The following is a 19,996-nucleotide window of genomic DNA, read 5'->3' on the forward strand; positions in this document are numbered from 1 at the left end:
TCCCTGGCGTCAGAAAGAAGCAGAAAGACTGAAGCCCGCCGTGACAGTGGCGGCGCGGAAAGAGATGGGCTGGCTGATGGGCTTGCCGATGAAGACGTCGTAGCTCATGCGCTGGAGATGGCCGCGCACACCCAGCACCGCGCCGGCCAGGCTGCGCCCCACCAGAAACTGGGCTGAGGGGCCACTCACCGAGCCGCAGTCCACACCCAGGTAGGCTTCCAGGCCCCATTCGCCCACGTCCCCACCCAAGGTCCAGCCCAGGTCGTTGCGCAGCGTCCAACCCCGCTCGGCTGACAGGCTGGACTCACCATCAAAGCCCCGCACCGTGTAGCGCCCGCCGATGGCGAAGCGGTCTTGTGGTGTGAGCGGCGTGCCGTTGCGCTGAACCCTCAACGTGCCGCCATAACGCAGCTTCTGGCTGGCCAGCGCGAACGGCGCGCTGAAGCTCACATCGAGCGTGGTGATGCGCATGCGCGAGGTGCCTTCGTCAAAGGCCTCCTCGGGTGCTGTGATCGCACCGAATGCGCCGGTGCCGCGCTTGTGCGTCAGGTTCACATCCAGCGTGGCCCTGCCGATGAATTCCCTGTGGCCCAGGCCCAGCTCCCAGCCACCGGTGGCACGGCGCTGGGTGTGCACCTCGGTGTCGTCAATGAAGTTCTTCGAGTGGCGCAACCAGCCCTTGAGGCTGGCGGTGGTCTTGCGACTGGCATCGCGGTAGACGAGCCGGGAGAGCTTCAGGTCAGCGCTGTCGTTCTGGCCGCTGTACACATAGTCCTGGCTCAGCCCGGCCACGCTCTGGTGGTAGCGGCTGGCGGATTGGGTGAAGCCCAGCAGCCAGTAGTCCCACGGAAGGGAATAGTGGACCGTGTGTCCTTGTGTACCGCGATCGCCTGCGTTGCCGCCTCCCAGGTCCCGGTTCACGGTGACGTAGAACAGGTCGTTGAGCGTCCACCAGTGGTCGTAGCTGAGGGTGGCGCTGCCCTGGTACCTGCCGGTGGCCTTGGAGCCACCGTCGTCGAGCGTGACATTCAGGCGCAAGGGCAGCGACTGGCGCCAGGAGATGACCAGGTCGCTGTGGTCGGGCACGTCGGCGGGTTCGATCTGGATATCGGCCTCGGCCGTGGGCACGCGCTTGAAGTTCTCCAGTGCTTGTTCCACATCACGCAGGTTCAGGATGTCGCCAGGGCCGGCAGGCACCGCGTTCAACGCATGGGCGCGGGCATCGGGTTGCTTGAAGCGGATGGCCCGGATGCGTCCTGGCACCAGGGTCAGGGTCAGGCGCCCACTGGAGAGGTTCTGCGCCTCGAGCACGATGCGCGAGGTCACAAACCCGCGTGTTATCAAGGCTTGCTGCGCGCGTTCAGCGGCGACATTGACGCCGCCCACCCCCAGGCAGCGGCCGATGGCTGGATCGGGGCCCGTCATCAGCGGCTCCAAGACCCATTGAAAGGATTCACTCGAATCACCAGCCAGCCCGACTTCACGGATCGGCAGGCACGGCGATTCAAGCTCGGGCCAGGGCTTGAGTTGCTCGGGTGTGCGTGGGGTCGGCGCTGGGGGTGCAGGCTGGAGAAGGCCGCGTTGGGCGTCTTCGCGCTCTCGCTGCAAACGCTCCTGTTGTTCGCCTTGCTGGCGGACGTCGGGTGGCGGGGTCGTTGGCGCCTGCGCGTGCACCTTGCCCGCCGCCACAAAACAGGGCAGCGCGAACAAGCACCAACGGTACGCCACGGCGCACCTGGCCACAGCCACAAAAATGCCACGCGCGGCGCTCAACGCCACCCGGTGGTGGTTGCGGTTCATACGAGAACTCCCTGTTCTTTTCTTTTGGTTTTGTCTATAGCCAGTCGCTCAGGCACTGGCGAACGTGATCACATCAAGAGAGGGGTGGGATTGCAATAACCCGCCGGTACTAAACGCGCAGGGCGAGTGCCAACTCCGTCACGAAAATTACGGACACCATGAGCAGGTGCGGGCGCCGGCGGCCCTGTCGGCGCGCGGTGTACGCGCCGGTGACCGCGTCGCCCTGCTCGCCCCCAACCACGACCTGCTGGTGCGCGCGATCTTTGCCTGCTGGTGGATCGGTGCCACGGCCTGCCCGCTCAGCGAGCGCCGCGGACAGTCACTGCAAGGGCACGGAAGTCGATTCGAACGATCCTCCACCATGGACAACCTCGCATCACCTTTCATCCACACCGGAAGAGAGGGTGATCCAGTGAGCCCCAGCCACAGCGCCATCAACACCATGGACAGCGATGGTGGACGGTGACCGCTCATCGCGGCGCGTCTGCGCGCCTGTCGAAACCGCGTGGGCCCGTTCGTCGTCAGTGGGTCAGTCTCTCTTTCATCCCTTTCAGGAGATCCCATGTCGATTCAACTCTGTGCCTACATGTCCTACGACGGCGACTGCGCCGACGCCATGAAGTTCTACGCCCAGGTGCTGGGCGCCAAACTTGAAGCGCTGATCACCTACGGCGACATGCCCGGCGAAATGCCGGTGCCGGCCGAGCATGCCAACCGCGTCATGCACGCCTACCTGGTCCACTCCGATTTCGCGCTCATGGCTGGCGACGCGCCGCCCGGCGTGCCCTTCGCCGGCATCCAGGGCTGCATGCTGGCCATCACCTACCCCGCGGTCGCTGAAGCCACGCGCGTCTTCAACGCCCTGGCCGACGGCGGCAAGGTGACCATGCCGCTGGCCGAGACGTTCTGGGCCGACACCTTCGGCATGGTGACCGACCGCTTCGGCACGCCCTGGGGCGTCAACGGCGGACCCCGGGAGATGGCTCAGAAGTAGCCCACGCTACCGCGTCACCGGTGCGTGATGCGCGCCAGAAAAACACCCACGACCACGCCCGCCAACACGGCGGTCAACGGATTGGCCCGTGTGTGCGCGCGCACGCTGTCGGCCGCATGCCGACCTGCATCACGCAACTGCCGCGCCCGCCTCTGTCGGCTGGAATGGGCATCGGACCCGCCATGCCTGGCCAACGGGTCTGCCTCGTCGGTCATGCGCTCGACCCGGTCGTTGGCTTCTTGCAGCAGGTGTTTGGTGATCTCGGTGCCGTGCTCGGCCATGCCCGTGTGGCCCGGCTCGCGCACGACTTCGGTGCTGGGGATGCCGGTGTAAGGGAAAGCGTTGTCGGTGTCGGTGTTGCTGGACATGTGCGTCTCCAACAGGCCCGCCAAGTGAGGCCCGTAACGCAACGGTAGGGACGGCCGGGGGTGGGGTCTGTTCGGTGCCGCACGGCGCCGAACACTTCGGCCAGGGTGCCGCCCTGCCTTCGCTCAGAGCTGCCCTTCGGTCAGCGTGTCGAGCTGGAAACGCCCGCTGCGGTCCCACAGCCACGTGTCGACATACTGGACCCGCCCGAAGCCGGGTGGCGACGGGAATGGCGCGGCCTGGCGCACGAGGCGCTCGATCTCGGCCATGACCTCCGGCGCATGGCTCGGCCCCCGCAGCCAGCGCGTGGAGCCCACCCGCCCGCCCTGGCTCACCTCGACCTCAAGCACGCCAATGGCGTAGAGCATGGCGGGCAGTTGCCCTCGGTAGATGCGGTCCGGGTACTTGCGGTAGAGGTGGGTCGCGGCCTCGCGGCGGTAGGCTGCGCTTGCGGGCGCCTGGCCGGGCAGCGGCGAGCGGGTACCGCAGCCAGCCACCAAGGCGGCAACGCCGCTGGCAGCGGCCAGCGCCATGAACTGGCGCCTTTCTTCCTGGGGGGTTTTGAGCATGAGTGCCGTGAGTGGATTGAAAAATTCATTAGAGCAGCGCACCCCCACCGGCACAACAGGCCGCAACACCCGCTTACCGCTGTCGCAGCGTCCGGCTCAGCAGGATCACCGGCACCAGCCCCACCAGCACCAACGTCAAGGCGGGCAACGCCGCCTCACCCAGGCGCTCGTCGCGCGCCAGCTGGTAGGTCACCACCGCCAGGGTGTCGCTGTTGAACGGCCGCAGCACCAGGGTGGCGGGCAGCTCCTTCATCACGTCCACGAACACCAGCAGCGCGGCGGCGGCGGTGGAGCGTTTGAGCAGCGGCCAGTGCACGCGCGCGGCCAGGCCCAGGCCGGTGGTGCCGAGCATGCGGGCCGAATCGTCCAGGCTGCCGGGGATGCGGGCATAACCGCTTTGCACCGACTGCAGGGCCACGGCGGTGAAGCGCACCATGTAGGCCCACACGATGCCCAGCGCCGTGGCGGTGACGAAGTAGCCCACGCTGGTGTCGGGCTTGACCGCCTGCAGCCAGCCCACCGGCAGCAGCAGGCCCACCACGATCACGGCGCCGGGCACGGCGTAGCCCAGGCTGGCCAGTTGCACCACGCCGCGCGTGACCTTGCCGGGCCGGGCCCGCAGGGCGAACGCGAGCGCCAGCGCGATGGCCGTGGCCAGGGAGGCCGACAGTCCGGCGAGCCACACGCTGTTGCGCGACCACTGCACAAACGACGTCCAGGGCAACTCGTCCCAGCCACCGATGAGCGGGCGCAGCATGAACAGCACCGGCAGCACGAAGCCGAAGGCGATGGGCAGGGCACACAGCGCGATGGCGAGGCCGGCGCGGGCACCGCGGAGTTGGCTGGGCTGGGCTTCGTTGCTGCCGGCGCGCTGGCCGCGCAGGGTGGAAAAGCGCATGCGGTGCTGCGCGCGGTGCTCCAGCCACAGCAGCAGCGCCACCACGGCCAGCAGCATGGTGGCGAGCTGCGCGGCGGCCAGGCGGTTGTCCATGGCCAGCCAGGCCTTGTAGATGCCGGCGGTGAAGGTCTGCACGCCGAAGTAGCTCACCACGCCGAAATCGGCCAGCGTTTCCATGAGCGCCAGCGCCACGCCCGCGGCCACGGCCGGGCGCGCCAGCGGCAGCGCCACCTCGCGGATTCGCCGGCCCAGCGGCGCGCCCAGCAGGCGCGCGGCTTCCATCAGCTGCGAGGCGCGCTCGGCCAGCGCGGTGCGGGCCAGCAGGTACACATAGGGATAGAGCGAAAACGTGAACACCCAGACCGCGCCGGGCGTGTTGCGGATCTCGGGGAACACACGGCCACTGAGGCCGAAGCTCTCACGCATCCACACCTGCAGCGGGCCGCTGAACTGCAGGAAATCGGTGTAGGCGTAGGCCACCACATAGGCCGGCATGGCCAGGGGCAGCAGCAGCGCCCATTCAAAGAAGCGCCGACCGGGGAATTCGAACAAGGTCACGGCGCTGGCGGTGAGCATGCCCACCACCGCCACGCCCACCGCCACTGACACGCACAGCGCCACGGTGGTGAGCGCGTACTCGGGCAGCACGGTCTGCGCCATCTGGCCCAGCACGTCGCGTGCCGCGGCGTCGAACTGGAACCACGAGCCGCCGAGCGAAAGCACGGGCAACGTGAGCACGCACGCGAGCAGGATCAACGGGGCGAGGGCCAACCAACGCAGCATGAAGAGAGGGAGGTGGGGGAAGAGACAGAGGACCGAGCGGGATGATGGCACGCAAACCTGCCGCGTTCGGCGAGGGGCTTTTGATGCACATCAATGCAAATGAGAATTGTAGTTATCTACAATGACCCACCCACAAGAACCGCCATGTTCCTCAACGTCTCCCAACTCAGCGTGCACTACCCCGGCCTGTCCCAGGCCGCGGTGGACGGCGTCTCGCTCGGGCTGCGCGCTGGCGACATCGGTGTGCTGATCGGCCCTTCAGGCTGCGGCAAGACGACCTTGCTGCGCGCGGTGGCGGGCCTGGAGCGCGCCAGCGGCGGCAGCATCACGCTCGAAGGCGAGAAGGTCAGCGACGGCGCGCACCACATGCCGGCCGAGCAGCGCCGCATCGGCATGGTGTTCCAGGACTACGCCCTCTTCCCCCACCTCGACGTGGGCAAGAACATCGCCTTCGGCATTGACCGCCTGCCGCGCGCCGAGCGCGACGCGCGGGTGGCCGAGGTGCTCAAGCTGGTGGGCCTGGACGGCATGCAGAAGCGCTTTCCGCACGAGCTCTCGGGCGGGCAGCAACAGCGTGTGGCGCTGGCCCGCGCTCTGGCACCGCGCCCGCGCCTGCTGCTGCTGGACGAACCCTTCTCCAACCTCGACGTGGACCTGCGCGAGCGACTGGCCCACGAGGTGCGCGGCATCCTCAAGGCCGCTGGCGCCACGGCGCTGTTCGTCACGCACGACCAGTTGGAGGCCTTTGCCATCGGCGACGTGATCGGCGTGATGCACGAAGGCCACCTGCACCAGTGGGAAGACGCCTATGCGCTCTACCACCGCCCGGCCACCCGCTTCGTGGCCGAGTTCATCGGGCACGGCGTGTTCGCGCCGGCGCAGATCCGCATGAACGGCAACGAGGTCTCGGTGCAGACGCCGCTGGGCGCGCTGCAGGATGTGGACGAATGCCCGCTGCCCACGGCTTATGCCTCGGGCCTGTGCGACGTGCTGCTGCGCGCCGACGACATCGTGCACGACGACAACGCGCCGGTGAAGGCGCAGATCTTGCGCAAGGCGTTTCGCGGCTCGGAATTTCTCTACACGCTGCGCCTGGCCAGCGGCGAGGTGCTGATGACGCACGTGCCCTCGCACCACAACCACGCGGTGGGCGAGTGGATCGGCATCCGCGCCGAGGTGGACCACGTGGTCACCTTCGAGCGCGGATCGGGTGCGTCGAGCCCGCCTGCGCCGGGCGTGGCGCGGGTGCCGTCGAACTGACTTGCCTACCGGTTGCTCCTGAAGCGGCATTGTTGGTCAACGTGCCCTCACCCTCCTTCGACAGGCTCAGGACAGGCCAAGCCTCTCCCGGAGGGAGAGGGAGCAAGACACAAGCCAGTCGAGCAGCAACACCGCGAGCAACACGGCGCCACTGAGCGGAAACGCCAACGCCACCCCGCACATCACCAGAGCGCCGCCTTTCCACAGCGGCAGCTTGTGCGGCACGGGTGGCGCCACCAGCCGCCAGCTGCGCGCCGGCCGTCGCTTCCACCACATCACGATGCCACTGACGCAGAGGAACATGGTTGCCGCGCAGAACAGCAGGTTGAGCGCCGCGTTCCACACACCCAGGTCGCCCTGGTGCAGCGCGATGCCCACCGCCATGCCTCTGGCCACCAGCGCGTAGTCGGCGAACGCCGCCTCGGCGATCACGCGCCCCGTGTAGCGGTCCACGTGCACCGTGCGGTCCTGCGTGGGGTTTTTCAGGTCACCACTCATGGTGTCGGCCGAGATCGTGAACACACCGGTGTCGCTTTGCGGCAGCTGGATGTGGTGCTGACCCTGGAAACCGAGCTGCTTCGCGAGTGCGGCCACGGTGTCCAGGTTCACAGGCTGGCCTTCGGGCACACCCACCACCCCGGCGGCCGAGCCGGATGCGGGCAACGGCGTCTGCTCCAGACCCCAGGGCACCTCTTTCTGGCCAGCGGTGTTCAACGTGGCGTGGGTCGCATCCGACTGCGGCACCGCGTCCCACTTGGCGGCGGGAAACGTGCCCCAGGGCTGTGCGAACTGCGCGCCCCACACCCCCGTCCATGACAGGCCGGTGAGCAGGAACACGAACAGCACCGCGCTGAGCCAGAAGCCCACGCTGGCGTGCAGCGAGCGCCACCACAGGCGGCCCTTGAGCCGCAGGTCGGGCATCAGCACCTGGGCCCAGCGTGTGCCACCGCGCGGCCACCAGAGGTAAAGGCCGGTGACGATCATCACGATGGCGAAGCCGGCGGCGATCTCGATCAGCCGGTCGCCCACATCGCCGATGAGCAGCGTGCCGTGGATGCGCTCGGCCCAGGCGAACACGGTGTTCTCCTTGTCCACCAGCTGCAGCACCTGCGCGGTGTGCGGGTCCACCGCCACCGCTTCGGTGAGGCCGTCGCGCTGCACCACGAACCAGCTCGCCTGGTCGGGCGCGCGCGGTGCGATGTATTCGATCAACTGGCCTTGCGAACGCAGTTCCAGCACGGCCTTCGCCTGCGCGCTGACCGGCAGCACAACGGCCTGCGGCACCACAGGCACCGTGAAGCCAAGCCGGGTCTGGAACCCGGTGAAGAACACCATGACGGCGCCGGTGAGCGCCAGCATGAGCAGAAAAGGCACAACGTAGAGGCCGGCGTAGAAGTGCCAGCGCCAGGCCACGGCGTGAAATCGGGACGGCCTTGTCCCCGCGTCCGCGGTGGACGCGCGTTGAGCGGTGCTCACCGCCTCAGTGTTTGTGTTGGCCGTGGTCGTCGCCAGCCGCAGCGGGCGCCGCGGCGGCGTTGCCCAACGGACGCGCCGTGGCCTTCACGTCCAGCGTCGAGCGCTGCCCGTCCTTGCCCTCGAACACCAGCGTCACGGGCACCACGTCGCCCGCCTTCACCGGGCCTTTGAGGTCCATCAGCATCACGTGGTAACCGCCGGGCTTGAGCTCGACCGCCTGGCCCGCGGGCAAGGCCAGACCCGTTTTGACGGGGCGCATCCGCATCACGTCCTTGTCCATCGCCATTTCGTGCAGTTCGACCACGCCGGCGATGGGCGAGCTGACCTCGACCAGGCGCGTGTCGGCCTTGGCATTGAGTTGCATGAAGGCGCCGGTGGACTTTTGTTGCGCCACGGTGGCACGCACCCAGGCGTCTTTCACGTCGACGTTGGCGGGCGCTTGTGCCCAGGCGCTGGCGGTGAGGGTCAGCAGGGTGGAGATGATCAGGTGTTTCATGGATGTATCCGGCAAAGGCCATTGAACGGGATCGGCCGTCTCACGCCAGAACATGGCGGGCGGCTCGGTGAAGAAAACCGTGTGCGCAGCGTGCGCAGCAGCCCGATGAGGGCCGGCGCGTCAGGCCAGCGGGGGTGCGCGCGAAGGCGCGGCCGGCCAGAAGGTGGCGGGCGTGAGCCCGAGGGGCTGTGTGCGGGGCGGTCCGGCCTGCGGTGCCAGTGCCAGTGGCCGCAACGACGCAGGCGGCAGGCCGGCGGCGCCGTGGAGATGGCACCAGGGGCAGTGGCGCGAGGCATCGGCCATGGATTCGCCATCGGTCGCATCGGCCGCGTCGGCCTGCACCCAGACCATGCCGCTCGCGCTGCACACCTGCACCCAGTCGGCGTCCCCTTGCGAGGCCACCACCGCCTGCGCCACCGTGGGCGCGAGCGCGCCGCACACCATGGCGAGCAGGGCCAGCCAGGCAGCAAATCGACGGTGGAATGGGCGGGCCAACATGGGAGCGAAGTTTATCAGCCGGGGTCAACTGCGAGACGTGTGCAGCGCGCATTCACCCACTACCATCGCGCCACCACAACCACCTGGAGACATGTCCATGCTCACTCTGTGCGGCTTTGCAGCCAGCAACTACTACAACAAGGTCAAGCTCGCGCTGCTCGAAAAAGGTGTGGCCTTTGAAGAAGAACTGGCCTGGCTCGGCCAGACCGACAAGGCCGCCAGCCCGCTGGGCAAGGTGCCTTACCTCAAGACCGACGCGGGTCCCTTGTCCGAGTCCACCGTGCTGCTCGAGTACATCGAAGACGCCTACCCCGCGCGCCCGCTGCTGCCAGCCGACGCGTACCAGAAAGGCAAGGTGCGCGAGATCGTGCGATACATCGAGCTGCACCTGGAGCTGGTGGCGCGCAACCTCTACGGCGAGGCGTTCTTTGGCGGCAAGGTGAGCGACGCGGCCAAGGAAAAAACCGGCGAGCAACTCACCAAGAATGTGGCGGCCTTCGCCCAGCTGGTGAAGTTCTCGCCCTTCATCGCGGGCGACACCTTCACCCTGGCCGACTGCGCGGCCGCCGTGCACCTGCCGCTGGTGAGCAGCGCCACCAAGATCATCTACGGGCGTGACTACCTCGCCGATCTACCGGTGCGCGAGTATTTGAAGCTGCTGGCCGAGCGCCCCGCGGTGCAGACGGTGAACGCGGACCGCAAGACCAACACCGAGGTGATGCTCAAGCGCGCGAAAGGCTGAACACGCCGGCGCGGCGCGCATGAAAAAGCCGGGCAGATGCCCGGCTTTTTTTGTGGCTCATCGCCCTTCAATTCTTGGGTCTGATCGCATCGGCGGTTCCCTGAATGAACGCCTTGATTTTTTGCACGTCATCCATGCTGAGCTTGCCCGTGAAGTCCGGCATGCCGCGTTCGGTGGCCGGACCCTTGAACACGAACTTGTCCAGATTCTCGATGAACGATGCGTCCAAGTAACCCAGGTTGGGGATGTTGCCACCCCGATCCACACCCGGCACGCCGTGGCAGAACACGCAGTTGCTCACATACAGCGCGGTGCCGGTGGGCACGTGGGTCGGGTCGTACTTCACCCCGGCCACCAGCTTGTCCAGTTGGTACTTCACGAAGGCCGGCGGCTGCGCCTTGCCACCCACGGCGAAGGTATAGACCGTGCCGGGGCCCTCGCGGTCGGTGGCACGCTGGGCCAAACCGTACACGCCGCCCCAGCCGACCGCGATCGACACGTACTGCTTGCCGTCGACCAGGTAGGTGCTGGGCGCTGCGATCACGCCGGTGCCGGTGGGCGTTTCCCATAGCTGCTCGCCGGTGGTGGCGTTGTAGGCGATGAAGCGCCCGTCGGCCGTGCCCTGGAACACCAGGTTGCCCGCCGTGGTGAGCGTGCCGCCGTTCCACGGCGAGATCTGCTCCTTGGTCCAGGCGGCCTGCTGCTTCACAGGGTCCCAAGCCACCAGGCGGCCATAGGGCTTGCTGGTGGGCGGCTCCACGTTGGCGAAATTGGCCGTGTTCCAGCCCATGCCACTGTGAGGTTCGCCCGGGCGCACGCCGTTGAACTTCCAGTCCTTGTTGTCCATGAGCGTGAGCGGCACGCCCTGCACCGGCATGTAGACCAGCCCGGTGGCCGGGTTGTACGACATGGAGTGCCAGTTGCGCGCGCCGAACGCGCTCGGGATGATTTCGCGCGGTCGATCGCCGGTGCGCGCCAGCGCGGTCTCGATCGGGCGGCCGTTCTTGTCGTACCCGGTGGCCCAGTTCACGTCGACGAAATTCTTTGCCGAGATGAACTTGCCGTTGACGCGGTCGATCACGAAGAAGAAGCCGTTCTTCGGCGCGTGCAGGATCACCTTGCGCGGCTTGTTGTCGACCTTGATGTCGGCCAGGATCATGGGCTGCGTGGAGGTGTAGTCCCAGTTGTCCCCGGGGGTTTCCTGGTAGTGCCACACATACTTGCCGGTGTCCGGATTGAGCGCAACGATGGAGGCCAGATACAGGTTGTCGCCACCCGCGGGGCTGCGCTTGTCACGCTGCCAGGGCGAGCCGTTGCCGGTGCCGATGTACATCAGGTTGAGTTCGGGATCGAAGGCCATCGCGTCCCAGGCGGTGCCGCCGCCACCGGCTTCCCACCATTTGCCGGCCGGATCCCAGGTCTTGGCCGCCTTGGCCATGGACTCGTCCTCGAACGGCTTGCTCGGGTCGCCCGGCACGGTGAACCAGCGCCATTTCTGGTCGCCGGTCTTTGCGTCGTAGGCGGTGATGTAGCCGCGCACACCGTACTCGGCGCCGCCATTGCCGATGATCACCTTGCCCTTGAACACGCGCGGCGCGCCGGTGATGGTGTAGCTGAACTTGCGGTCGATGATGGTGTCCTTCTCCCACACCTGCCGGCCGGTGGCGGCGTCCAGCGCGATCAGGCGGCCGTCGTACGCGGCCACAAAGACCTTGCCCTCGTGCAGCGCCACGCCGCGGTTGACCACATCGCAGCAACCCTTGTAGCCGGCTTCGCGCGGCACCTTCGGATCAAAGGTCCAGATCTGCTTGCCGGTGCGCACGTCCACCGCGTGCACCACGCTCCACGAGGCGGTGACGTACATGATGCCGTCGACCACCAGCGGGGTGGACTCCACGCCGCGTTTGGATTCGAGGTTGTACGACCACACCAGGCCCAGGTCCTTCACGTTGGACGTGCTGATCTGGTTCAGCTTCGAATGGCGCGTCTCGGCGTAGTCCAGTCCGTAGCTCGGCCAGTCGGGTGTCTTGCGGGCGTTGCTCTTCATGAACGCGGCGTTGACCTTGTTGACCGCGGCGGTGATGTGCGCGGCCGAACCTTTGGCGGGGGCCTGGGCGAACGCCGTTGCACTCAGGGCCCATGCGGCCAGCATGCCTGCCGCCGCCCAGCACCCGAGGCGGGCCAGTGGTGTGTTTTTCATCGTGTCTCCTGGTGCAACCCGCTGCGAGCAGGCTTGTTGTGGGGCGTCCGCCCGTTCGCGAGCCGGGCACGCGCACAAGAGCAGACACCGGCATGTTCCTCCTGTGTCTGTCCGGTTTCATCCTCGGGATTTCCCTGAACCAGAAGTGTTCCGGGGTGGAACACCAGCACCCCGGCAAGCCATGTCAGTCGGCGCTGTCGGTGCCCGCGCCCTGCAGTTGCTGCACCGCCGCACGCAGGTCGTGCGACCAGGTCCGGCGGTCGCGCCCGCGCGGGTGTTGGGCCTCGCCATAGCGCACCTGCGCCTGCACACCGTCGGCGCACAGCGTGGTCCAGATCGAGGCCACCAACGTGGTGTCGCCAACGAACACGGGTGCGTCGTGCCGGCCACCGTGCACGCGGTCGACGAAGCCCAACGCCACCGGCAGCACCGGCACATTGGCCGTGATGGCCGCCTGAAGCAGGTTGGCGTGAAACGGCAGCAGTTCACGGCCGTCGCCCGTGGTGCCTTCGGGGAACACGGTGAGGGTGTCGCCCTCGCGCAAGCGTTCGGCCATGTGGTGCACCACGCGCATGGCGTCGCGCCGGCTTTCGCGTTCGATGTAGAGCGTGCCCGCGCCGGTGATGAGCGAGCCCAGCAGCGGCCAGCTCTTCACGTCGGCCTTGGAAACAAAGCGGCTCGGGTGCGCCGCGTTGAGCACCAGGATGTCGAGCCACGAGATGTGGTTGGACACCATGAGCAACGGGCCGTGTGCGGGCGGCGTGCCGTGCACGACCAGCTCCACCCCCAGGATGGTCAGCATCTGGCGCGACCACTCGCGCGCCAGCAGTTGGGTTTGCGGCGGCGTGAGCCGGCCGAATTCGCTGCGGATGATCCACAGGCCGCGCAGCACGTGGCCAATGGCACGCAAGGCGCGCCAGGCAGCGCGCAAACGGTTCACGCGGTGGCGTCCACGGCCTGGTGCGCCACCTGCCCGCCCACCAGCGTGGCGCGCACGCGCGCGGGCAGCTCGTGGCCACCAAACGGCGTGTGTTTGCCCTGGCTGCGCAGCGCATCGGCTTGCACCGTCCAGCTCGCGTTGGGGTCGAAAATGCAGAGGTCGGCCACGCCGCCCACTGCGATGCGCCCCACGCTGGCCTGCAGCGTGCCCAGGCTGGCGCCCAGCACCGACTGCGGTCCGCTGGTGATCACGGTCAGCGCCTGCATCAGGCCCAGACCGTCCTGCTGCGCCCAGGTGCAGGCCAGGCCGAGCAGCAACTCGACCGCGGTGGCACCGGGTTCGGCCTCGGCGAAGGGCAGCGTCTTGGCGTCGCTGTCCACCGGGTTGTGGTCGGACACCAGCGCGTCGATGGTGCCGTCGGCCAGACCGGCGCGCAGCGCGTCGCGGTCGCGCTGCTGGCGCACGGGAGGCTGCAGGCGCAGGCGGCTGTCGTAGTAGCCGATGTCGATGTCGGTCAGGTGCAGGTTGTGCACGCTCACGTCACAGGTGACCGGCAGGCCCTCGGCCTTGGCCTGGCGCACCAGTGCGAGGCCGGCGGCGCTGCTGAGGCGGCACAGGTGCACGCGCGCGTTGGGGCTGCCGGGCGTTTTGCCCTGGGTGGCGCGCATGAGTTCGAACAGCGTGTGCAGCGCGATGGTTTCCGCCGCTGCCGGGATGCCGGCCAGGCCCAGGCGCGTGGCCAGCGGACCGCTGGCGGCCACGCCCTTGCCCAGCCAGAAATCCTGCGGGCGCAGCCACACGGTGTAGCCGAAGGTGGCGGCGTATTGCAGCGCGCGCTGCAGCACCTGCACGTTGACGATGGGCACCTCGGCCTGGCCAAAGCCGATGCAGCCGGACTCGGTGAGCTCGGCCATTTCGGTGAGCACCTCGCCCTGCAGGCCACGCGTGAGCGCGCCCAGCGGAAACACGCGCGCCAGGTGCAGCTTCTCGGCGCGGAACTTGAGCATGTCCACCAGGCCGGGCTCGTCGAGCACCGGGTCGGTGTCGGGCGGGCAGACCAGCGAGGTCACACCGCCAGCCACCGCCGCGGCCATCTCGCTCTCGAGCATGCGGGCGTGTTCCTGGCCGGGTTCGCGCAAGCGCACGGCCAGGTCCACCAGGCCCGGTGCCACCACGCAGCCGGTGGCGTCGATGGTGCGTGCGGCGTGGAAGTCGGGCGCCACATTGCCGATGGCGATGATGCGGCCGGCGGCGATCGCCACGTCGGCCATCTCGTCGCGGCCGGTGGCCGGGTCCATCACACGGCCGTTTTGGATCAATATCTTCACGTTAGGTCCTCATAGGTTTCGCCGCCGGGCCGCCCCAAGGCGAAACGCACCCCCTCGGGGGGCAGCGACCCGCGAAGCGGCGGAGCGTGGGGGCCACATTCATGCCTCGTTCCCCGCGACGATGCCCATGACCGCCATGCGCACCGCGATGCCATAAGTGACCTGCGGCAGGATCACACTCTGCGGCCCGTCCACCACGGACGAGTCGATCTCCACGCCGCGGTTGATCGGGCCCGGGTGCATCACGATCGCATCGTCCTTCGCCCAGCGCAGGCGCTCGGGCGTGAGGCCGAAGCTCTTGAAGTATTCCTGGCTCGAAGGCAGCAGCGCGCCGCTCATGCGTTCGTTCTGCAGGCGCAGCGTGATCACCACGTCGCAGTCCTTGATGCCCTCTTCCAGCGTGTGGCACACGCGCACGCCCATCTGCGAGAGGTCGCTCGGCACCAGCGTGCGCGGGCCGACCACGCGCACGTCAGGACAGCCCAGCGTGGTCAGGGCGTGGATGTCGGAGCGCGCCACGCGCGAGTGCAGCACGTCGCCCACGATGGCCACCGAGAGCCTGGTGAAGTCCTGCTTGTAGTGGCGGATGGTGTACATGTCGAGCAGCCCCTGCGTGGGGTGCGCATGGCGCCCGTCGCCGGCGTTGATCACGTGCACATGCGGGGCCACATGCTGCGCGATCAGGTAGGGCGCGCCCGATTCGCTGTGGCGCACGACAAAGATGTCGGCCGCCATGGCGCTGAGGTTGGCGATGGTGTCGAGCAGCGACTCGCCCTTGGCGGTGGAGCTGCGCGCGATGTCCAGGTTGATCACGTCGGCACTCAGGCGCGTGGCCGCGATCTCGAAGGTGGTGCGGGTGCGCGTGCTGTTCTCGAAGAACAGGTTGAACACGCTTTTTCCCCGCAGCAGCGGCACCTTCTTCACTTCGCGGTTGCTCACGCTCACGAAGTTGGCCGCGGTGTCCAGGATCTGCGTGAGGATGTCGCGCGAGAGGCCCTCGGTGGAGAGCAGGTGAATGAGTTCACCGTTCTTGTTGAGCTGGGGGTTCTTGCTTGGCACGGTCAGGCTTCCTTGGTTTCCAGCACAAAGCTCATGCGGCCGCTGTCGTCGCGCGCGAGTTCAAGCGACTGACCCGCAGGCATCTCGACACGGGCGGCGCACACATTGGCCTCGATCGGCAGTTCGCGCCCACCCCGGTCCACCAGCACCGCCAGGCGCACGCTGGCCGGGCGGCCGTAGTCGAAGAGTTCGTTGATCACGGCGCGCAGCGTGCGACCGGTGTAGAGCACGTCGTCGATCAGCAACACATGGGCGCCGTTCACGTCGAAGGGCAGGACGGTCTGCGCGCTGGATGCCAGGCCGCGCTGCGCGAAATCGTCGCGGTGCATGCTGGACGAGATCACGCCGGCATTGCCTGGCAGGCCCAGGTCGCGCTGCAGGCGTTCGGCCAGCCAGGCGCCGCCGGAGGTGATGCCGGCAAGCACCACAGGACCGGGCGATTCGGCGATCAACGCCTTCACGGCGGGCAGGAGTTCGGCGTAGAGCGCCTCTGCATTCAGAGGCAAGGACTCGGTCAAGGCAGGCTCCTCAAGAATTGTTCCAGGATGATGCAGGCCGACGCCGCGTCGGCGTCTTTCGCGCCCAGGCTGTGGGCTTCGGTGGTGCTGTAACGCTCATCCACTTCAAACACCGGCAGGCCGTGGCGGCCGCGCAGCTGGCGCGCAAACTTCAGGGCACGTGCGGTGTTCTCATGGGCCGCGCCGTCGGGGTGGTAGGGCACACCGACCACCAGGGCATCGGGTTGCCACTCTTTCAGGCGCTGTGCAATCAAAGCAAAGCGCGCGTCGCCCTCGGCCGCGATGGTGGCCTGCGGTGTGGCGCTGCGGGTGATGCGGTTGCCAGTGGCCACGCCGGTGCGTTTGAGCCCAAAGTCGAATGCAAGAAACATCTGGCAATCAGCCGGAACGGCCGTGGCCAGGTTGCTCATGCGTGCCCCGCATCAGGAGACAGCATCCAGGGCTGCAAGCCCAACAGTGCCATGGCGCGTTCATAGCGCTCGGCCACCGGCGCATCAAAAATCAAGGCAGGGTCGGCCTCCACCGTCAGCCAGCTGTTCTCGGTGATTTCCGATTCGAGCTGGCCCTGGCCCCACGAGGCGTAGCCGAGCGACACGAACACCCGGCGCGGGCCGGCGCCCGAGGCCATGGCCTCCAGCACGTCTTTCGAGGTGGTCATCTCAAGACCGCCGGGAATCGACAAGGTGGAGGCGTAAACCGATTCGCCCTCGCCCGACACCGCCTCGTGCAACACGAAGCCGCGCTCGGTCTGCACCGGGCCGCCCTGGAACACGGGCAGCTCCAGCAAGTCATCGCGGCCCATGGGCAGGTCGACCTTTTCGAACAGGCGGGGCAGCAGGATGTCGCTGGGCTTGTTGATCACCAGACCGAGCGCTCCGCGTTCGCTGTGCTCGCACATGAACACCACGCTGCGGCCGAATAGCTCATCGCTGAGGCCGGGCATCGCAATCAGAAAATGATTGGTGAGGTTGATGGGGGCAAAATCAGCAGGCATCGGCCGATTTTAAGCCGCTTGCCTTACCCCCCAGAGGTGGCTGCTGCCACCGCCCCAGCACCAGCCGCCCGGACCCATGAACACCTACGACAAAGGCCTGATGTGGTTCCGGCGCGATCTGCGCGCACAAGACAACGCCGCGCTGTACCACGCGCTCAAGGTCTGTCGCCAGGTCTGGTGCGTGTTCGTCTTCGACACCGAGATCCTCGACCCCCTCCCCCGGGCGGATCGGCGCGTGGAGTTCATCCGCGAATCCTTGGTGGAGCTCGACTCATCCTTGCGCGAGCTCGGCCGCGTCAACGGCGTGGGCGGTGTGGGCCTGATCGTGATGCACGGTGCAGCCGCCAAGGCCGTGCCGGCACTGGCACAGCAGTTGGCAGTTCAAGCGGTGTTTGCCAACCACGACGACGAGCCCGCCGCGCTGACGCGCGATGCCCAGGTGTTCGGCGCCCTGGCGCACGCCGGCATCCTGCTGCACAGCCACAAGGACCACGTGATCTTCGAGCGGCGCGAGGTGCTCACGCAGGCGGGTCACGCCTTTGGTGTGTTCACGCCCTACAAGAACGCCTGGCTCAAGGCGCTCACGCCCTTCCATCTCAAGGCCTACCCGGTGGCGCAGTACGCCCGCACCCTGGCGTCGATGCCGGCGGCCTGGGCGAAGCCGGTGCCCACGCTGGCCGACATCGGCTTCGAGCCCACCAACCTGGCGCAACTGCCGCTGCCCACCGGCGCCAGCGGCGCGCACCGCCTGTTTGAAGACTTCGTGGAGCGCATCGACCGCTACGACGAGACGCGCAACTTCCCCGCCGTGAAAGGCCCGAGCTACCTCAGCGTGCACCTGCGCTTCGGCACCATCTCGATCCGCCACCTCGCCTCGGTGGCGTACCAGATGCACCTGCAGGGTCTGGTGGGCGCGAGCACCTGGCTCTCAGAGTTGATCTGGCGCGACTTCTACCACCAGGTGCTGGCCAACTTTCCGCACGTGGTGGACAAGGCATTCAAGCCCGAGTACGACCACATCAAGTTCGAGCATGGAAGACACGGCAAGGAACTGTTTGCCGCCTGGTGCGAGGGCCGCACCGGCTACCCGCTGGTGGACGCGGCCATGCACCAGATCAACCAGACCGGCTACATGCACAACCGCCTGCGCATGGTGGTGGCCAGTTTCCTGGTCAAGGACTTGGGGCTCCACTGGCAGTGGGGCGAGCGTTACTTTGCAGAGAAGCTGATCGACTTCGACCTGGCCGCCAACAACGGCGGCTGGCAGTGGGCCAGCTCCAGCGGCTGTGATGCCCAGCCCTGGTTTCGCATCTTCAACCCGGTGAGTCAGAGCGAGAAGTTCGACCCGCAGGCCAGGTTCATCCGGCGCTACCTGCCCGAACTCGCGGGCCTGCCCGATGCGGCCATTCACGCGCCCTGGAAGGCGCTGGAGATCGAACTGGCCGGCGCCGGTGTGGAACTGGGCAAGACCTACCCGCGCCCGGTGGTCGACCACGCGGTCGCCAGAGAGCAGACCCTGCTGCGCTACGCGGTCGTGAAAAAGCCGGGAAAGATCCCGGCTTCTGGCGCTTCTTCAGCAGATTAAGCCGTACCGCCGACCGTCAAACCATCGATGCGCAAGGTGGGCTGACCCACGCCCACCGGCACGCTCTGGCCTTCCTTGCCGCAGGTGCCCACACCGCTGTCGAGCTTCATGTCGTTGCCGATCATGCTCACGCGGGTGAGCGAATCGGGACCGTTGCCCACCAGCGTGGCGCCCTTCACCGGGTACTGGATCTGGCCGTTTTCCACCCAGTAGGCCTGGCTCGCGGAAAACACGAACTTGCCCGAGGTGATGTCGACCTGCCCACCGCCGAAGTTGGTGGCGTAGAGGCCCTTCTTGATGCTGGCCACGATTTCCTCGGGCGCCTTGTCGCCACCCAGCATGTAGGTGTTGGTCATGCGCGGCATGGGCACGTGGGCGTAGCTCTCGCGCCGGCCGTTGCCGGTGGGTTTCACGCCCATCAGGCGCGCGTTCATCGAGTCCTGGATGTAGCCGCGCAAGATGCCGTCTTCGATCAGCACGTTCTTCTGCGAGGTGTGGCCTTCGTCGTCCACGTTGAGCGAGCCGCGCCGGTCGGCGATGGTGCCGTCGTCGAGCACGGTCACGCCCTTGGCGGCCACGCGCTGGCCGATGCGCCCGGCAAAGGCGCTGCTGCCCTTGCGGTTGAAGTCGCCTTCAAGCCCGTGGCCCACCGCTTCGTGCAACAGGATGCCCGGCCAGCCCGAGCCCAGCACCACCACCATCTCGCCGGCCGGCGCGGGCCGGGCGTCAAGGTTGGTCAGTGCATAGGACACTGCTTCATCCACATAGGACTGCACCATCGCATCGTCAAAATAGGCCAGACCAAAGCGGCCACCGCCACCCGACGAACCCACCTCGCGGCGGCCGGCCTGCTCGGCGATCACGGTGACCGACAGGCGGATCAGCGGTCGCACGTCGGCGGCCAGCGTGCCGTCGGCGCGCGCCACCAGCACCACATCGTGCTCGGCGGCCAGACCGGCCATCACCTGCACCACGCGTGGGTCCTTGGCCTTGGCCATTGTTTCCACTTTCTCCAGCAACGCCACCTTGGCGGTACTGTCGAGCGTGCCGATCGGGTCCACGCCGCCATAGAGCGAACGCGACTTGGCCACCTTGGAGGCCGGCGTCTTCACCTTCTTCGACTGACCCTGGCCGGAGATGCTGCGCACGGTGTGCGCGGCGTCCAGCAGCGAGTCCCAGGAGAGGTCGTCGGAATAGGCAAACGCGGTCTTTTCACCACTCACCGCGCGCACGCCCACGCCCTGGTCGATGCTGAAGCTGCCGGTCTTGACGATGCCCTCTTCCAGGCTCCAGCCTTCGCTGCGGGTGGTCTGGAAATACAGGTCGGCATCGTCCACGCCGTGCGACATGATCTCGCCGAGCGCGCGCTGCAGATGCACGGGCGTGAGGCCAAACGGTTCGAGGAGCAGGCTTTGGGCGGTGGCCAGACGGGCCAGGGTGGGTTCGCGTGAAATCATGGGGCCATTGTAAGAACGACCCGCCCCGCGCGC

The 19,996-nt window shown here is 67.4% G+C and carries 20 protein-coding genes; 5 read left to right on the forward strand and 15 right to left on the reverse strand.

The window, feature by feature from the left end; all coding sequences use genetic code 11:
* Positions 1 to 9: 9 nt before the first annotated feature.
* Entirely contained in the window at positions 10 to 1,800 is a 1,791-nt protein-coding gene (locus tag ASE11_RS09935; protein WP_082585651.1) for a ShlB/FhaC/HecB family hemolysin secretion/activation protein, read from the reverse strand.
* Positions 1,801 to 1,966: 166 nt separating this feature from the next.
* Between ASE11_RS09935 and ASE11_RS26550 the strand changes: the two genes are divergently transcribed.
* On the forward strand, positions 1,967 to 2,266 hold the full coding sequence (locus ASE11_RS26550; RefSeq protein ID WP_056269929.1) for an AMP-binding protein: 300 nt from the start codon (positions 1,967 to 1,969) through the stop codon (positions 2,264 to 2,266).
* 96 nt (positions 2,267 to 2,362) lie between these two features.
* Positions 2,363 to 2,794: a VOC family protein gene (locus ASE11_RS09945; protein WP_056269933.1), complete on the forward strand. Its 432-nt coding sequence runs from the start codon at positions 2,363 to 2,365 to the stop codon at positions 2,792 to 2,794.
* Between the two features lie 14 nt (positions 2,795 to 2,808).
* Here ASE11_RS09945 and ASE11_RS09950 read toward each other — a convergent pair whose 3' ends face one another.
* From ASE11_RS09950 to ASE11_RS09960, 3 genes are all read right to left on the reverse strand, one after another.
* Positions 2,809 to 3,162 (reverse strand): hypothetical protein, encoded by a 354-nt coding sequence (locus ASE11_RS09950; protein WP_056269936.1) that lies wholly within the window; start codon positions 3,160 to 3,162, stop codon positions 2,809 to 2,811.
* Between the two features lie 123 nt (positions 3,163 to 3,285).
* Entirely contained in the window at positions 3,286 to 3,729 is a 444-nt protein-coding gene (locus ASE11_RS09955; protein WP_056269941.1) for a twin-arginine translocation signal domain-containing protein, read from the reverse strand.
* Positions 3,730 to 3,802: 73 nt separating this feature from the next.
* Entirely contained in the window at positions 3,803 to 5,410 is a 1,608-nt protein-coding gene (locus ASE11_RS09960) for an ABC transporter permease (RefSeq protein WP_056269946.1), read from the reverse strand.
* Between the two features lie 144 nt (positions 5,411 to 5,554).
* On the opposite strand from ASE11_RS09960, the gene ASE11_RS09965 reads away from it, so the two are divergent.
* On the forward strand, positions 5,555 to 6,670 hold the full coding sequence (locus ASE11_RS09965) for an ABC transporter ATP-binding protein (RefSeq protein ID WP_056269950.1): 1,116 nt from the start codon (positions 5,555 to 5,557) through the stop codon (positions 6,668 to 6,670).
* Positions 6,671 to 6,736: 66 nt separating this feature from the next.
* Here ASE11_RS09965 and ASE11_RS09970 read toward each other — a convergent pair whose 3' ends face one another.
* The 3 genes from ASE11_RS09970 to ASE11_RS09980 all read right to left on the reverse strand — a co-directional run bounded on the left by ASE11_RS09970 (position 6,737) and on the right by ASE11_RS09980 (position 9,140).
* Positions 6,737 to 8,146: a PepSY-associated TM helix domain-containing protein gene (locus tag ASE11_RS09970; RefSeq protein WP_056269953.1), complete on the reverse strand. Its 1,410-nt coding sequence runs from the start codon at positions 8,144 to 8,146 to the stop codon at positions 6,737 to 6,739.
* A gap of 4 nt (positions 8,147 to 8,150) precedes the next feature.
* On the reverse strand, positions 8,151 to 8,642 hold the full coding sequence (locus tag ASE11_RS09975) for a copper chaperone PCu(A)C (protein ID WP_056269957.1): 492 nt from the start codon (positions 8,640 to 8,642) through the stop codon (positions 8,151 to 8,153).
* 120 nt (positions 8,643 to 8,762) lie between these two features.
* Entirely contained in the window at positions 8,763 to 9,140 is a 378-nt protein-coding gene (locus ASE11_RS09980) for a DUF2946 domain-containing protein (RefSeq protein ID WP_056269961.1), read from the reverse strand.
* 97 nt (positions 9,141 to 9,237) lie between these two features.
* On the opposite strand from ASE11_RS09980, the gene ASE11_RS09985 reads away from it, so the two are divergent.
* A complete protein-coding gene (locus ASE11_RS09985) occupies positions 9,238 to 9,882 on the forward strand; it encodes a glutathione S-transferase (protein ID WP_056270680.1) in 645 nt (214 codons plus the stop codon).
* 67 nt (positions 9,883 to 9,949) lie between these two features.
* On the opposite strand, the gene ASE11_RS09990 is transcribed toward ASE11_RS09985, so the two are convergent.
* The 7 genes from ASE11_RS09990 to ASE11_RS10020 all read right to left on the reverse strand — a co-directional run bounded on the left by ASE11_RS09990 (position 9,950) and on the right by ASE11_RS10020 (position 16,921).
* Entirely contained in the window at positions 9,950 to 12,082 is a 2,133-nt protein-coding gene (locus tag ASE11_RS09990; protein WP_056269965.1) for a PQQ-dependent dehydrogenase, methanol/ethanol family, read from the reverse strand.
* Between the two features lie 184 nt (positions 12,083 to 12,266).
* Entirely contained in the window at positions 12,267 to 13,022 is a 756-nt protein-coding gene (locus ASE11_RS09995; protein ID WP_056269969.1) for a lysophospholipid acyltransferase family protein, read from the reverse strand.
* Entirely contained in the window at positions 13,019 to 14,350 is a 1,332-nt protein-coding gene (locus ASE11_RS10000) for a dihydroorotase (RefSeq protein ID WP_056269972.1), read from the reverse strand. The genes ASE11_RS09995 and ASE11_RS10000 overlap by 4 nt, the downstream gene beginning before the upstream one ends.
* Positions 14,351 to 14,449: 99 nt before the next feature.
* Positions 14,450 to 15,409: an aspartate carbamoyltransferase catalytic subunit gene (locus tag ASE11_RS10005; RefSeq protein WP_056269974.1), complete on the reverse strand. Its 960-nt coding sequence runs from the start codon at positions 15,407 to 15,409 to the stop codon at positions 14,450 to 14,452.
* Between the two features lie 2 nt (positions 15,410 to 15,411).
* Positions 15,412 to 15,927: a bifunctional pyr operon transcriptional regulator/uracil phosphoribosyltransferase PyrR gene (gene pyrR / locus ASE11_RS10010; protein WP_235501244.1), complete on the reverse strand. Its 516-nt coding sequence runs from the start codon at positions 15,925 to 15,927 to the stop codon at positions 15,412 to 15,414.
* Positions 15,924 to 16,337: a Holliday junction resolvase RuvX gene (gene ruvX / locus ASE11_RS10015; RefSeq protein WP_056269979.1), complete on the reverse strand. Its 414-nt coding sequence runs from the start codon at positions 16,335 to 16,337 to the stop codon at positions 15,924 to 15,926. Before ruvX ends, pyrR begins: the two co-directional genes overlap by 4 nt.
* Complete coding sequence (locus tag ASE11_RS10020; RefSeq protein WP_056269984.1) at positions 16,334 to 16,921, reverse strand: YqgE/AlgH family protein; 588 nt, start codon at positions 16,919 to 16,921, stop codon at positions 16,334 to 16,336. Before ASE11_RS10020 ends, ruvX begins: the two co-directional genes overlap by 4 nt.
* Positions 16,922 to 16,997: 76 nt before the next feature.
* Here ASE11_RS10020 and ASE11_RS10025 point away from each other — a divergent pair, with 76 nt between their 5' ends.
* The gene (locus tag ASE11_RS10025) at positions 16,998 to 18,506 is read left to right on the forward strand and encodes a cryptochrome/photolyase family protein (RefSeq protein ID WP_056269987.1); all 1,509 of its coding nucleotides are present in this window, start codon (positions 16,998 to 17,000) and stop codon (positions 18,504 to 18,506) included.
* On the opposite strand, the gene tldD is transcribed toward ASE11_RS10025, so the two are convergent.
* On the reverse strand, positions 18,503 to 19,963 hold the full coding sequence (gene tldD / locus ASE11_RS10030) for a metalloprotease TldD (protein WP_056269991.1): 1,461 nt from the start codon (positions 19,961 to 19,963) through the stop codon (positions 18,503 to 18,505). The genes ASE11_RS10025 and tldD overlap by 4 nt on opposite strands.
* Positions 19,964 to 19,996: the final 33 nt, after the last annotated feature.

Origin of the sequence: Hydrogenophaga sp. Root209 (assembly GCF_001428625.1) — a bacterium.
Taxonomy (GTDB): Bacteria; Pseudomonadota; Gammaproteobacteria; order Burkholderiales; family Burkholderiaceae_C; genus Hydrogenophaga.